The 13226-nt window shown below is 71.0% G+C and carries 11 protein-coding genes; 4 read left to right on the forward strand and 7 right to left on the reverse strand.

Translation table 11 applies throughout. From position 1 onward, the window contains the following. Position 1: 1 nt before the first annotated feature. On the reverse strand, positions 2 to 1189 hold the full coding sequence (locus tag ABL838_RS16835; protein ID WP_418121216.1) for a PLP-dependent aminotransferase family protein: 1188 nt from the start codon (positions 1187 to 1189) through the stop codon (positions 2 to 4). Between the two features lie 120 nt (positions 1190 to 1309). Here ABL838_RS16835 and nth point away from each other — a divergent pair, with 120 nt between their 5' ends. Next, on the forward strand, positions 1310 to 1957 hold the full coding sequence (gene nth, locus ABL838_RS16840; protein WP_369662097.1) for an endonuclease III: 648 nt from the start codon (positions 1310 to 1312) through the stop codon (positions 1955 to 1957). A 19-nt stretch (positions 1958 to 1976) separates the two neighbouring features. Further along, positions 1977 to 2834: an Ivy family c-type lysozyme inhibitor gene (locus ABL838_RS16845; RefSeq protein ID WP_418121217.1), complete on the forward strand. Its 858-nt coding sequence runs from the start codon at positions 1977 to 1979 to the stop codon at positions 2832 to 2834. A 20-nt stretch (positions 2835 to 2854) separates the two neighbouring features. On the opposite strand, the gene ABL838_RS16850 is transcribed toward ABL838_RS16845, so the two are convergent. Next, complete coding sequence (locus ABL838_RS16850) at positions 2855 to 4417, reverse strand: methyl-accepting chemotaxis protein (protein ID WP_126023980.1); 1563 nt, start codon at positions 4415 to 4417, stop codon at positions 2855 to 2857. Between the two features lie 149 nt (positions 4418 to 4566). On the opposite strand from ABL838_RS16850, the gene ABL838_RS16855 reads away from it, so the two are divergent. Continuing rightward, entirely contained in the window at positions 4567 to 7329 is a 2763-nt protein-coding gene (locus tag ABL838_RS16855; protein ID WP_418121218.1) for a LuxR C-terminal-related transcriptional regulator, read from the forward strand. 18 nt (positions 7330 to 7347) lie between these two features. Here the strand turns inward: ABL838_RS16855 and ABL838_RS16860 are convergent, their stop codons facing one another. From ABL838_RS16860 to ABL838_RS16875, 4 genes are all read right to left on the reverse strand, one after another. Continuing rightward, positions 7348 to 7905: a histidine phosphatase family protein gene (locus ABL838_RS16860; RefSeq protein WP_418121219.1), complete on the reverse strand. Its 558-nt coding sequence runs from the start codon at positions 7903 to 7905 to the stop codon at positions 7348 to 7350. Continuing rightward, the gene (locus ABL838_RS16865; protein WP_418121220.1) at positions 7902 to 8696 is read right to left on the reverse strand and encodes an adenosylcobinamide-GDP ribazoletransferase; all 795 of its coding nucleotides are present in this window, start codon (positions 8694 to 8696) and stop codon (positions 7902 to 7904) included. Before ABL838_RS16865 ends, ABL838_RS16860 begins: the two co-directional genes overlap by 4 nt. 61 nt (positions 8697 to 8757) lie before the next feature. Beyond that, entirely contained in the window at positions 8758 to 9798 is a 1041-nt protein-coding gene (gene cobT / locus ABL838_RS16870; RefSeq protein WP_418121221.1) for a nicotinate-nucleotide--dimethylbenzimidazole phosphoribosyltransferase, read from the reverse strand. Beyond that, on the reverse strand, positions 9795 to 11255 hold the full coding sequence (locus tag ABL838_RS16875; RefSeq protein WP_418121222.1) for a cobyric acid synthase: 1461 nt from the start codon (positions 11253 to 11255) through the stop codon (positions 9795 to 9797). Before ABL838_RS16875 ends, cobT begins: the two co-directional genes overlap by 4 nt. Here ABL838_RS16875 and ABL838_RS16880 point away from each other — a divergent pair. Next, positions 11215 to 11637 carry a hypothetical protein gene (locus ABL838_RS16880; protein ID WP_260319256.1) on the forward strand — a complete coding sequence of 141 codons (423 nt, stop codon included), beginning with the start codon at positions 11215 to 11217 and terminating at the stop codon, positions 11635 to 11637. The genes ABL838_RS16875 and ABL838_RS16880 overlap by 41 nt on opposite strands. A 61-nt stretch (positions 11638 to 11698) precedes the next feature. Here the strand turns inward: ABL838_RS16880 and ABL838_RS16885 are convergent, their stop codons facing one another. Further along, positions 11699 to 13204 (reverse strand): efflux transporter outer membrane subunit, encoded by a 1506-nt coding sequence (locus tag ABL838_RS16885; RefSeq protein ID WP_418121223.1) that lies wholly within the window; start codon positions 13202 to 13204, stop codon positions 11699 to 11701. Positions 13205 to 13226: the final 22 nt, after the last annotated feature.

Here is a 13226-nt window from a genome sequence, read left to right on the forward strand (position 1 = left end):
TTCAGAGCGCCTGACCCAGGCGCTTCACACCCTCTTCGATCTTCGCCACGTCGGCCGTGGCAAAGCTCAGGCGCAGCGTGGCGACGTCGGGCTTTTCCGCGAAGAACGGCGCGCCGGGCACGAAGGCCACCAGCTTTTCGATGGCGCGCTTGGCCAGTTCGTTCGCGTCGGCCAGCTTGCCGTTGGCGCCCGTCAGGCGGGCCCAGAAGAACAGGCCGCCGTTGGGCTGGGTGAAGTTCACCGCGTCGCCCAGCTCGCGCTTGAGCGCCGCGCCCATGGCCTGCGCGCGCTGGCCGTACACCTCGCGCACATGCGCCAGCGTGGCGGGCATGCGTCCGCTCTTGAGGTATTGCGCGGCCGTGGCCTGCGAGAAGGTGCTGGTGTGGGCGTCGCTGAACTGCTTGCACATGGTGGCCTTGGCCAGCAGTTCGGGCGGCGCGATCATCCAGCCGATGCGCAGGCCGGGGCTCAGCACCTTGCTCAGGCTGCCGCAGTGCGCGAGCAGTTCGCGGCTGCCGGGCACGTCCTTGCTCAGCGACATGATCGAAGGCGGCGGGGCCTCGCCGAAGTAGAGGTCGCCATAGGGGTCGTCCTCGACGATCAGCGTCTGGTATTTCACGGCCAGCTCCAGCACCTTCTTGCGGCGCTCCAGGCTCAGCATGGCGCCGCTGGGGTTGCCGAAGGTGGGAATCAGGTAGACGAACTTGGGCTTGTGCTCGGCGATGAGCTTCTCGAGCTCGTCGGTCTTCACGCCGTTGGCGTCGATGGGCGCACTGATGAGCTGCGCGCCGTAGAGGCGGAAGCACTGGATGGTGGCCAGGAAGGTCGGGCCCTCGACGATGACCTTGTCGCCGGGCGAGATCATGGTCTTGCCCAGCAGGTCCAGCGCCTGCTGGCTGCCGGTGGTGACGATCAGGCCGCTGGGGTCGACGTCGACGCCCTTGGTCTTCATGAAGGAGCTGAGCTGCGTGCGCAGGGGTTCGTAGCCTTCGGTGGCGCCGTATTGCAGCGCGCCGCCGGGTTCCTCGGTGAGTGCCTTCTGGCTCGCCTCCTTGAGGCCTTCGACGTCGAACATGGCGCTGTCGGGGAAGCCGCCCGCGAAGCTGATGATGCCTGGCTTGCCCAGCAGCTTGAAGAGTTCGCGGATGGCGGAGGTCTCGACGTTGTCGAGGCGGGAGGCGAATTGCATGGTCAGTCTCTCTTTCTGGGGTGGCATTGTCGCCAAAGCGCGGGCAATAAAGCTGCGTAAGGCTATCTGCTTTCGACGATATATTGCGGCTGCCGCCCTTGCCTGCCCTTCCGAAGCCCCATGAAAAAAGACAACATCCCCCTCTTCTTCGCCACCCTGCAGGCGGCCAACCCCGAGCCCGAGACCGAACTGGAGTACAGCACCCCCTTCGAGCTGCTGGCCGCCGTGCTGCTGTCGGCCCAGGCCACCGACGTGGGCGTGAACAAGGCCACCCGCAAGCTCTTTCCGGTGGCGAACACGCCGCAGGCCATCCTCGATCTGGGCGTGGAGGGGCTGGAGGAATACATCAAGACCATCGGCCTGTACCGCAGCAAGGCCAGGCACCTGATCGAGGCCTGCCGCATGCTGGTGGAACAGCACGGAGGCGAGGTGCCGCGCACCCGCGCCGAGCTGGAGGCCCTGCCAGGCGTCGGCCGCAAGACGGCGAACGTGGTGCTGAACGTGGCCTTCGGCGAGGCGACGATTGCGGTCGACACGCACATCTTCCGCGTGGGTAACCGCACCGGGCTGGCTCCGGGCAAGACGCCGCTGGAGGTGGAACTCAAGCTCGAGAAGCGCGTCCCACTGGAGTACCGGCTGCATGCCCACCACTGGCTGATCCTGCATGGCCGCTACATCTGCGTGGCGCGCAAGCCGCGCTGCTGGGAATGCGCGGTGGCCACCTTCTGCTCCTACAAGCCCAAGACGCCCGCGCCCAGATCGGCCTGAAACAAGACAACCACGACGAATGACGAGAAGCAAGACCACAGCGACGACCACCGACCACTCCCGGACCCTGCTGCGCACCGCCATGCTGGCCGCGCTGCTGCCGGCTGCCGCCTGGTCGCAACAGGGCGGCCAGCAGCTTCCCAACTACATCGCCCAGTACACCGGCCGCTGGTCCGCCGACTGCGCGGACAACTCGGCCGCCGCGCTGCAGGTGCGGCAGGATTCGCTGATCGCCGAGAGCGGCAAGCGCCGCATGGTCACACGCGAGCCGCAGACGGTCCACAGCCTCTTCGGCAACAGCCCGCCGCCCGCGGGCTTCGACGTGGCGCTGGTGGGCGACACGGGCAAGGCCGGCGCCCTCACCTTCCTGGTCTACCGCAGCTCGCGCGGCCAGTACGCCACGCTCGATGCCGACAAGCCCCTGGCCGGCCAGCTCGGCCCCGAGATGATGAAGCTGCGCTACTGGCGCTGCAACGGCGCCGCCCGCGCGCTGCCGCCTCCGCCCGAGCCTGCCGCCAAGGTACCGCCGCCGCCCACCGGGAGCCCCGCCGCGCTGGCGCAGGGCCCCGCCATGCAGAAGGCCTGGCGCGCCGCGCTGGGCACGCGCGAGAACGAGCGCTGGCTGGTGCGCCGCGAAGGCCCGGCGCCCGAACCGCAATGGGTGACGGTCGATGGCACGCGCTACCTGCTGCATGCCTTCTGCAAGCCGCACGACTGCTACGACAACAACGCCATCGCGCTGTACGACCAGGGCTCCGGCCGCATCTACGGCCTGGTGCAGCGCAACGGCGGCAACCGCCTGCTGGGCTCGCCGCCCGCCGCGCTCGCGCCGCAGCTCGACAAGCTCTGGCGCGAGCAGTGGCGCAAGTCGAACTGACCGGCCGCTGAAGGGCGGATTCAGGCCAGCTTGAACATCCGCACCGCGTGCACCAGCCCCGCGGCCTGGTCGTTCATCGACTGCGCGGCGGCCGAGGCCTCTTCGACCAGCGCCGCGTTCTGCTGGGTGGTGCGGTCCATCTGCTTGATGGCGTCGTTGACCTGGCCGATGCCGGCCGCCTGCTCCTGGCTGGCCGCCGTGATCTCCGCCATGATGTCCGTCACCCGCCGCACACTGCCCATGATCTCCTCCATGGTCTTGCCGGCCTCGTTGACCAGGGTGCTGCCGGCCTCCACCTCGCCCACCGAGTCGCCGATCAGCGTCTTGATTTCCTTGGCCGCCGCGGCCGAACGCTGCGCCAGGCTGCGCACCTCCGAGGCCACCACCGCGAAGCCGCGGCCCTGCTCGCCGGCGCGGGCCGCCTCCACGGCGGCGTTCAGCGCGAGGATGTTGGTCTGGAACGAGATGCCGTCGATCACGCCGATGATCTCCACCACCTTCCTCGAGGAGGCGTTGATGGACGCCATCTTCTCCACCACCTGATCGACCACCGCGCCGCCGCGCGAGGCCACCTGCGAGGCCGAGTCGGCGAGCTGGTTGGCCAGGCGCGCGTTGTCGGCGTTCTGCCTGACGGTGCCGGTGAGCTCCTGCATGGCGGCGGCCGTCTGCTCCAGCGAGCTGGCCTGCGCCTCGGTGCGCGACGACAGGTCGCGGTTGCCCGAGGCGATCTGGCCCGAGGCCGAGGCGATGGAATCGGTGCCGTCGCGCACCTGCCCCACCACCTTGGCGAGCTCGTCGTTCATCGAGCGCAGCGCGCGCATCAGCATGCCCGACTCCGAGGCGTCGGCCACCTCGATGCGCGCCGTCAGGTCGCCCGAGGCCACCTGCTGCGCCACGGTCACCGCCTGACCCAGCGGCCGCGTGATGGAGCGGGTCATGCGGTATGCCAGCAACACCCCGCCGGCCAGCGAAGCGCAGCTGATCCACAGGATCATCCACTTGGCGCGCTGGTACGCCGCCTGGGTCGAGCCGGTGCTTTCGTCGGCGCTCTTTCGCAGCATCGCCTGGAAGGCCGAGACATGCGCCAGCACCTGGTTGAGCAGCGGCATGCATTCCTGCGTCAGCACCTTCACGGCCGCGTCGGTCTGGCGCGAAGTGGCCAGGCCGACGACGTTCTTCGCGATGGGCAGGTACTGCGCCTCGAGCGCGCGCAGCTTCTCGAGCATCCTGCGCTCCTCGGGGGTGGAGGCGTCCGGCGCGGCCATCACGGCGGCGAGGTTCTGCAGGCCGGCGTCGATCTCGCGCTGCGAGCTGCCGACGAGGTCGATGTCGCCCTTCTGCGCCGCCGGATCGGACACCAGCGCCAGGTTGCGCGCCGCGATGGCCCGCTTGCCGATGGCCGACTGCACGTTGTTGAGTTCGTCGAGCTTGCGCTGGCCCACTTCGGTCGCGAAGGCGACGCTCTGCGAGAGGCGCGCCATCTCGCGCAGGCCGATGCCGGTGATGACAAGCTGCAACAGCAGCAACAGTGCAAAACCCAGCCCGAGGCGGGCTCCGATCTTGAGATTCGAGAGATCGAACATGAGGCTTTCTCCAGTGGACTTGTTGTTGAGGGCTGCGCTGCCTCATCGGCAGCGCGGCCGCGCGCCACCCCACCCTCGAAGGGTGGGGAGGGGCAAACCCTCGAATATGGGATCCGATCCGCGCGCGGGATGACTCAGAATCCGCAGCGATGCAACCCGCCCCAATCCCCGGTACGCCCGCTCTGCGCACGCGAAGCCGCCGCCTGCTGGTTCGTCAAGGCCTGCTCGAGAGGCTCGACGGTCCGGACACCCGGCGCTGCGTTGTGCTGCGCGCACCCGCCGGCTTCGGCAAGAGCTCGCTGCTGCTGACCTGGCAGCGCGAGCTGGTCTCGTCGGACGCCGGCATCGCCTGGCTCAGGCTCGCCGACCTTCCCGAGGGCGACCTGCACTTCATGACCGGCCTGATGTCGGCCCTCGCAGGCATCGACACCGCCATTCCCGGGCAGGCCATGGCGCACGCCGTTCCCGATGCGCTCTCGACGGAGCGGCTGGTCATCGCGCTGGTGCGCGGCATCGCGGCGCATGGCCGCAGGGTGGTGCTGATCGTGGACGACGTGCAGTGCGCCCAGAGCGGCAACGTGCTGCACGCGCTGCAGCTGCTCGTCGAATACGCGCCGCCGAACCTGCTGTGCGTGTTCGCCAGCCAGGACGAACTGCCGATGACGCTGGCGCACTCCCCCGCCTCCAAGACGGTGCTGGAGCTGCGCAACGACGACCTGCGCTTCAGCCTGCCGGAATCGATCGACTATCTCGGCATGCGGCTGCCCCACCTCGACGAGCGCGCGGCCGCGACGATCCACCGGTTGACCGAGGGGTGGCCGGCCCTGCTGCGGCTGGCCAGCGCCGACGTGCGCCGCCGGCGCGGCGTGCAGTCGCCGCTGCTGCACGGCGAGCCCGACCCGGAGCCTTTCGCGGCCTACTTCCACGCGCACGTCTTCCCTCGCCTGTCGGAAACGCAGCTGCGCCTGCTCACGTGCTGCGCCGCCACCACGCGCTTCAGCGCGCCGCTGTGCGCCGACCTGGCCGGCGACGGCTACACGCCGGCCCTGTGCGCCGAGCTGCTGGAGCCGCTGGTGCGCGAGGGCCTGCTGTCGCTCGTGGTGGAAACGTCCGAGACAGCCACCCACGAGCGCTGGTGGCACATGCATCCGCTGCTGCGCAGCGTGCTGCTGGTGCGCTTCGCGGCCTGGCCCGAAGCTTCGCGCCTGCGGGTGCATGCCACGGCCTGCCACGCCTTCGCGACCCGCGGCATGCACCACCAGGCCGTGCGGCACGCGCTCGCGGCCAACAACCACGAAACGGCAGGCCGGCTGGCCGAGCGCGGCGCGGAGGCGCTCTTCACCCGGGGCAAGATGAGCGAGGTGATCGCGCTGCTGCGCCAGCTCGACGCCCGGACGGTCGGCGACAACGCCAATCTCGGTCTCTGGATTGGCTGGGTCGAACTGGCCGACTACCGGCTGGACGACTGCGCCCGCAGCATCGAGCGCCTGCGCGCCAGGCCCGGCGCGCTCGACCCGGCCATGCGCTACCGGCTGACGCTGCTGGGCTGCCTGTTCGCCATCCGCAACGACGACGACGACGCCCTCTCCTGGCTGCTGCCCGAGCTGCTGGCCCCGCCGCCCGCGGCCGACGAGTTCGCGGTGGCCGGCAGGCGCAACGTGCTGACCTGGCTGCACCTGCATCGCGGCGAGTTCGAGGAGGCGCGCCGCATCCAGCGCGACGAGCCGGCGCCCCGCATCGACGGCGAGCCGGTCGCCGGCACCCTCTTCGGCTCGCTGGTGGGCCAGTGCCTGGTCGGGCTGTCGTACGCCATCGAAGGCCAGATGCACCGGGCGGAGCGCATCTACCGCCAGGTGCTGGACGAGGCGCAGGAGCGCGGCGCACGCTGCGGCGAGGCGGCGCGGCTCACTGCCCAGCTGCTGGTCGAGGTTCTGTACGAACAGCAGGGCCCGCTGGTGGCGGCGCGCTTCATGCAGGAGCAGCTGGGCACGCACGACGGGCTGATTCCCGACACCACGCTGCGCATGATCATCGTGGCCAACCGCGCGCAGCAGGCCGCCGGCCGCCTGCGCGAGGCGCTCGAGCACCTCGCGCAGGCCGGCTGCTTCCTGCGGCGCTACGGCATGGACCGCGCGCTGGCCTGCGTGCTGCTGGAGCAGCTCGGTGTCCAGCTCGCGAACGGCGACGCCGGCGCCGCGCGCGAATCGCTGCAGGAACTGGAGGCGCTGCACGCCCGGCATCCCGCCGTCGGCCACGGCACGCTGCGGCGCATCGCCGACGTCGTGGAGCGCGCGCGCATCCGGATGGCGATGCACGACGGCGACCAGCCCTCCACGCTGGAAAGAATCGAACACCTGTCGCGGCACTACGAAAAACTCGGTCAGGTCGGCCTCGTCGCCGCCCTGCAGCTGCAGGCGGCCGAGGTCGAACGCAGGCTGGGCCACGCCGAGGCGTCCAGGGCGCGCGTGTGCGCGGCCCTGCGCCTGGGCCATCGGCTCGGGCTGCTGCAGACCCTGCTGGGCGCGCACGACAACGTCCTGCCGCTGATCCGCACGGCGGCGTCCATCCCCAACCTCGACCCGGTGCTGGGCTTCTTCATCGAGCGCATCGAGGCGCAGGCCCGTTCGCAGCTCGACGCGCGCACCGAGCCTGCGCCGGTGCCGCGCCTGCGCGACGACCGGCGCCTGACGCGGCTGCTCACGCTGCGCGAGGCCGAGATCGCCGAGCTGCTGCTGCAGTCGCTGCCCAACAAGAAGATCGCGCTCACGCTCGGCCTGTCGCTGGACACGGTCAAGTGGCACCTCAAGAACATCTACCTGAAGCTGGACGCCCACGGGCGCAGCGCGGTCGCCGAGCGGATGCGGCGGGAGCTGGCGCGCAACGACGAAGGCAGCGGCGCGGGCGGCAAGTAGCGCGCGGCCGCTGTCCGGTCAGGGTTTTTTATCGAAAACCAGCCAATTGCCGAAGGGCATCTCGCCGGACGGCCAGTCACTCGCCAAAACCGGGCAGCGGATGCCGCGTTGCAGCAGGGTCACGGCGCGCAGCACGCCCGCATGCGTGACCCAGAGCGTGTCGCGCGGCCGAGCCAGCCATTCGTCGTGCGCCTCGGCGATGCGCGACATGAAGGCGCGCACGCTCTCGCCGCGGGTGCCGGCGCGCAGATCGGCGAAGTCGGCCGTCCAGGCGTCGAAGTCCTCGCGCGGGATGTCGGCCCAGGGCCGGCCTTCCCACGCGCCGAAATCCATCTCGGCCAGCCGCACGTCGCGCCGGACCGACAAATCCGGCCGCAGCGCGGCGATGGCTTCGGCCAGCGCGACGCAGCGCCTCAGCGGAGAGCTGCACAGCGTCACGCCCGCCGGCAGCAGGGGCGCGATGCGGCCGGCGGCAGCCAGCGTGGCGTCGGCATGGGCTTCGAGGTCCGTCGCCCCGTAGCAGAGGCCGGGCTGGGCCACGACCGGCGCATGGCGCTGGAGCCAGAGCGTGCTCATGCCTTCCAGGCCAGCGCGAGGTAGATGGCGAGCTCGCAGACCTGTTGCGTCGCGCCCAGCCCGTCGCCCGTGAAGCCCCGCAGCCGCCGCACGAAGAGCTGCGCCATCCAGCCCGCCGCGAGCGTGGCCGCGAGCACCGCCGCCGCGACATGAACCGCATCGTGTGCCTGCAGAAGCAACACCACGGCAGGCACCGTCCAGACGATGGCGATGAGCAGCGCGCCCGGGCTGATCGCATCCGCCAGCGGTTTGGCCTTGCTCGCGCCGCTGTCGCCCACATAGGGCAGCCAGCGGATCAGGAACAGCGGCATCAGCCGCGACAGCACATGCGCGCCGACGATGGCGATCGCCGCCGCCTGCAGCCCCCGCCCCGCAAGCGCGGCGAGCAGCGCGAACTTGAGCCCGAGCGCCAGCACCAGCGCCACGGCCCCGAAGGCGCCGATACGCGAGTCCTTCATGATCTCCAGTGCCCGCTCGCGACTCGCCGATCCGCCCAGGCCGTCGGCCACGTCGGCCAGCCCGTCTTCATGGAAAGCCCCGGTGAGCATCACCGTGGCGACCGTGCTGATCACCGCAGCGGCCAATGCTCCCGCCGTACCCTGCAAGCCCCAGGCCACGCCCGCGAACACCAGCGCCGCCATCCCGCCCACCAGCCAGCCGATGCCGGGCAGATGAGCAGCGCTCGCGCGCAGCATCTGCGGGCTGAAGCCAACCCACTCGGCCAGCGAGCCCGTCACCGGCACCCGGGTGAAAAACTGCAGCGCGAGCAGGAAATGGCGGATGCCGCTCACAGGAATACCTTCGTGCTTCGCACTGCGGTGCGAGCTTGCTTGGGGCGGCCCGGCGCGGCGTTCATGCTTCCTTTCGAGACACGCCGGCCGATTCGAAGCTCGCCATCTCGCGCAGGATGCGGCAGGCGGATTCGAGCAGCGGCCATGCCAGCGCGCCGCCCGAGCCCTCGCCCAGGCGCAGGTCGAGCAGCAGCAGCGGCTCCAACCCCAGCCGCTCCAGCAGCAACGCATGCCCCGGCTCGGCCGAGCGGTGCGCGGCCACGCAGCGCTGCACCACGTGCGGCTGCAGCGCCTGCGCCACCAGCACCGCGGCGCTGGCGATGTAGCCGTCGACCACGATCACCCGCCGCTCGCTGGCCGCCTGGAGTACCGCGCCCGCCAGTGTCGCCAGCTCGAAGCCGCCGAGTGCCGCGAGCGCTTCCAGCGGTGCCGTCGCGCCGGCGTGCAGCGCGAGCACCTGCCGCAGCACCTCGCGCTTGCGCGCCAGGCCGGCCGCGTCGAGGCCTGTGCCGATGCCGATGCAGGCGTCGATGTCCAGCCCGCCCAGGCGCGACAGCAGAAGCGCGGCCGACGAGCTGTTGCCGATGCCCATCTCGCCGAGCAGCAGCGCGTTGCCGGGCAGCGCGCGCACCACCTCGCGGCCGTTGGCAATCGCCTGCGCGCATTGTTCGGCGCTCATCGCCGGCGCCACCGAAGCGTCGGCCGTGCCGGGGGCGATGCGGCGAGACACCAGACCCGGGCGCGCCTGGAAGTCGCGGCGCACGCCGCAGTCCACCACCGTCAGCGCCAGGCCGTGCTGGCGCGCGAGCACGCTCACGGCGGCGCCGCCGGCCAGGAAGTTCTCGACCATCTGCCAGGTCACCTCGCTCGGGTAGGCCGAGACGCCGCGCGCCGCCAGCCCGTGGTCGGCGGCGCAGACCAGCATCTGCGGCGCCTCCAGCACGGGCTTGTCGGTGCCGAGGATGCTTCCGATGCGCAGCGCCAGCGCCTCCAGCCGGCCGAGCGCGCCAAGCGGCTTGGTCTTGTTGTCGAGCGCGGCCTGCAGGCGTGCGGCGAGCGCGGCGTCGGAAATGTCGGGGATCGTGGGAACGAATTCGGTCATGCAATCAGTCCGGCGAGCACGCCGGTGTCGAAGTGGGTGTCGATGAAATCGGCCAGGCCGTCGAAGGTGGATTCCAGCGTGGGCGCCGAGGCGCCGAAGAGCGCATGCAGCGCGCCCGGGTCCTCGAACAGGCCGTGAAGATAGATGCCGAGCACGTTGCCCCGCGCGTTCTGCCAGGCCAGCCCCTCGGGCATCACAGCCCTGCCGTCATGCGCGAGTTGCGGGTGCTCGGCGGTCTGGCCGTGATGGATCTCGTAGCCGCCAACCGGCACGTCCGACAGCGCGCTCCAGGCCCCGGTCAGCTCGCCGAAGCCGGCCGTGCGATGCCGCACCGTCTTCTCGCGCTCGAACACCGTCACCAGCGGCAGCAGGCCGAGCCCCGGGGCATTGCCGTCGATGCCGTGCGGATCCACCAGCGCCTCGCCCAGCATCTGCAGGCCGCCGCAGATGCCCAGCACCGCGCCGCCGCGTTCGGCATGCGCGGCCACGGCGCGGTCCAGCCCCTGCGCGCGCAGCCAGGCCAGGTCGCCGCTGGTGTTCTTGGAGCCGGGCAGCACGATCCAGTCGGCGCCGGCCACGTCGGCGGGCGCACGGGCCCAGACCAGCCGCACGCCGGGCACGTTCTTCAGCGCCTGGAATTCGTCGAGGTTGCTGATGCGCGGATAGGCGACGACCGCCACCGTGCGCGTGACGGTGCCGCTGGAGCGGCTGCGGTCGTCGAACACGCCGTCTTCCTCGGGCAGGCCGTGCTGCCACCACATGGGCAGCGTCGCCACGGTGGGCACGCCGGTCAGCTCCCGCAGCTGCTGCGGGGCCGGCGCGAGCAGCGCGGCATCGCCCCGGAACTTGTTGAGCACGAAGCCGCGCAGCAGTGCCCGGTCGGCCTCGGGCAGCAGCGCCCAGGTGCCGTACAGGTGGGCGAAGGCGCCGCCGCGGTCGATGTCGGTCGCGAGCAGGCAGCGCGCCTGCGCGTGGCGGGCGATGCGCATGTTGACGATGTCGCTGGCCATCAGGTTGATCTCGGCCGGCGAGCCGGCGCCTTCGATCACGACCACGTCGTTCTCGGCGCGCAGCTCGTCGAGCGCCTGCGCGATCCGCGGCCAGACGCGCTCGCTGCGGCCGCGCCAGGGCAAGGCAGAGAGCGCCTCGCTCACCTGCCCCATCAGCACCACCTGGCTGTGGGTGTCGCGCTCGGGCTTGAGCAGCAGCGGGTTCATGCGAACGTCGGGCACCGCATTCGCGGCCAGGGCCTGGAAATACTGGGCGCTGCCGATCTCGCCGCCGTCGACCACCCGGGCGTTGTTGCTCATGTTCTGCGCCTTGAAGGGCGCCACCTTCAGGCCCCGGCGGGCATACCAGCGGCACAGCGCGGTGGCCAGCCAGCTCTTGCCGGCGCCGCTGGTGGTGCCCAGGACCATGACGCAGCGCGCCGGTCCGCTATTCGCCTTTGAACTCATCGGCGGATTGTCGTTGAGCGCCGCGGCCCTCTCGCCGGACTGCGACATCTTTCACACACCGGCGCTGCAAATGCGGCCCATGAATCCGGGCGGCGCTTTCCTGCGTACACCCGGCGTCGCACACTGTCACAACAACACACCCCAGGGAACCATGCCAGCCTTGAACGATTTGGCGCTGACCGTCGAGGAACCCGAGCCGGGCCAGTTCTTCTGGACCCTGCTCGAGGCCCACCACGCCGACGAAGCCTCCGAAACCCTGGACTACCGGGTCTGCCGCAGGGCCGTCCGGCCGCAGGCCAGCTATTCGAACGCCCTGGCCATGGGCGTGCTGGAGTTGCAAAAAATAAGCGCCGCCGAAAGCCCCGCCGGCGAAACCGGCTGAGCCCCCGACGGCGCAAGACCGCCTTGCGGCGTTCAGGCTGTCAATTTCTTTCCCGAGCGATTCAGCGCGCGGCCACCGTGGTCTGCGCGGTGCCGGCCGCAGCCACCGGCGCCGGCACGTCCCAGCCTCCGCCGATGGCGCGGATCAGACCCACGGCCGCCTGGTACTGGGCCGACTTCACCTGCAGCGCCTGGCGGCGGTTGCGCAACTCGCTGCGGCGGGCGTCCAGCAGATCGAGCTGGCTGATGTAGCCGTTGCGGTAGCGCGTGTCCGACAGGCTGGTCGCGCGGGCCGCCGAGGTGACGGCCTGCGCCTGCACCACCGACTGCTCCTGCAGCGTGCGGATGGCGGCCAGCTGGTCTTCCACCTCCTGGAAGGCGACCAGCACCTGCGTGCGGTAGCTCGCGAGCGCGCCGTCGAGTTGGGCGTTGGCGCCCTGCACGCCGGCCTCGCGGCGGCCGCCGTCGAAGATCGGCAGCGACAGCAGCGCACCCACGCCCCACGAGCGGGCCGACCACTTGAAGAGGTCGCCGATCTCGGGCGAGGCGTAGCCGGCGGCGCCGGTCAGCGAGATGTCGGGGAACCACGCGGCCTGCGCCACGCCGACGCGGGCCTGCGCCGCGAGCACGGCGCTCTGCGCGGCCGACACGTCGGGGCGGCGGGTGAGCACCGTGGCCGGCACGCCCGGTGGAATGCTCGGCAGCGTGGTCGACCAGTCGGCGCCGCTCAGGCCGAAGCTGGAGGCCGAATCGCCCACCAGCACCGCAAGCGCATGTTCCACCTGGGCGCGCTGGCGGTCGAGCGCGAGTGCGTCCGATTCGGTGGACGACACCTCGGTCTGCACGCGCGCCACGTCGAGCTCGGCGATGTCGCCGGCCTGCTCGCGGCGCTGCGACAGGCGCAGCGTGTCGCGGTAGGCCTCGACCTGCTCGCGCACCAGCGCGCGCTCCGCATCGAGTGCGCGAAGCTGCAGATAGGTCTGCGCCACCTCGGCCTGCACCGCCAGGCGCGTGCTCTGCAGCAGCGCCTCGCGGCCGGCCGCGTCCAGGTTCGCGGCCTTGCTCGCGCCCGAGAGCCGGCCGAACAGGTCGACCTCGTACGAGAAGGTGGCGCCGATGTTGGTCATCGTGGCCGGGCGCGTGCTGGCGGTGGCCTTGTCAAGGCCCGCGCCGCGGTTGGCGCCGGCGCCCAGGCCGATCTGCGGCAGGCGGTCGGCGTTGGCGCTGCGCGCCAGCGCGCGGGCCTCGGCCAGCCGCGCGGCAGCGGCCTGGATGTTGCCGTTGTTCACGTCGGCCTTCTCGACCAGCGAATTGAGCACCGGGTCGTTGAACGCCAGCCACCAGGCGCCGCGCGGCTGTGCCTCGGCGGGCACGGCGCGCGTGAAGCCGGCGGGCGGCGTGGCGCCTTGTTGCTGCGGCTCCTTGCCCTGCTCCTTGAACTGGGCGGTGGTCTGGATCTCGGGCAGGCCCGAGGGCACGGTGGCACAGCCGGCCAGGACCAGGGCGGCCATCAGCGGCAGCAAGGCAGTCCGCACGGGCTTCACCAAGGGTTGTACTGAGAATTTCATGATCAGCTTTCTGTTTTCTTCT

The organism is Variovorax sp. 160MFSha2.1, from assembly GCF_048305075.1.
Classification (GTDB): domain Bacteria; phylum Pseudomonadota; class Gammaproteobacteria; order Burkholderiales; family Burkholderiaceae_C; genus Variovorax; species Variovorax guangxiensis.

What these genes read in the sequence shown, in the direction of transcription:
- cobT (WP_418121221.1), bottom strand. Translation starts at nt 9,798, where the DNA reads ATGACCGAATTCGTTCCCACGATCCCCGACATTTCCGACGCCGCGCTC.
- ABL838_RS16850 (WP_126023980.1), bottom strand. Translation starts at nt 4,417, where the DNA reads ATGTTCGATCTCTCGAATCTCAAGATCGGAGCCCGCCTCGGGCTGGGT.
- ABL838_RS16835 (WP_418121216.1), bottom strand. Translation starts at nt 1,189, where the DNA reads ATGCAATTCGCCTCCCGCCTCGACAACGTCGAGACCTCCGCCATCCGC.
- ABL838_RS16875 (WP_418121222.1), bottom strand. Translation starts at nt 11,255, where the DNA reads ATGAGTTCAAAGGCGAATAGCGGACCGGCGCGCTGCGTCATGGTCCTG.
- ABL838_RS16880 (WP_260319256.1), top strand. Translation starts at nt 11,215, where the DNA reads ATGACGCAGCGCGCCGGTCCGCTATTCGCCTTTGAACTCATCGGCGGA.
- ABL838_RS16885 (WP_418121223.1), bottom strand. Translation starts at nt 13,204, where the DNA reads ATGAAATTCTCAGTACAACCCTTGGTGAAGCCCGTGCGGACTGCCTTG.
- nth (WP_369662097.1), top strand. Translation starts at nt 1,310, where the DNA reads ATGAAAAAAGACAACATCCCCCTCTTCTTCGCCACCCTGCAGGCGGCC.
- ABL838_RS16855 (WP_418121218.1), top strand. Translation starts at nt 4,567, where the DNA reads ATGCAACCCGCCCCAATCCCCGGTACGCCCGCTCTGCGCACGCGAAGC.
- ABL838_RS16845 (WP_418121217.1), top strand. Translation starts at nt 1,977, where the DNA reads ATGACGAGAAGCAAGACCACAGCGACGACCACCGACCACTCCCGGACC.
- ABL838_RS16860 (WP_418121219.1), bottom strand. Translation starts at nt 7,905, where the DNA reads ATGAGCACGCTCTGGCTCCAGCGCCATGCGCCGGTCGTGGCCCAGCCC.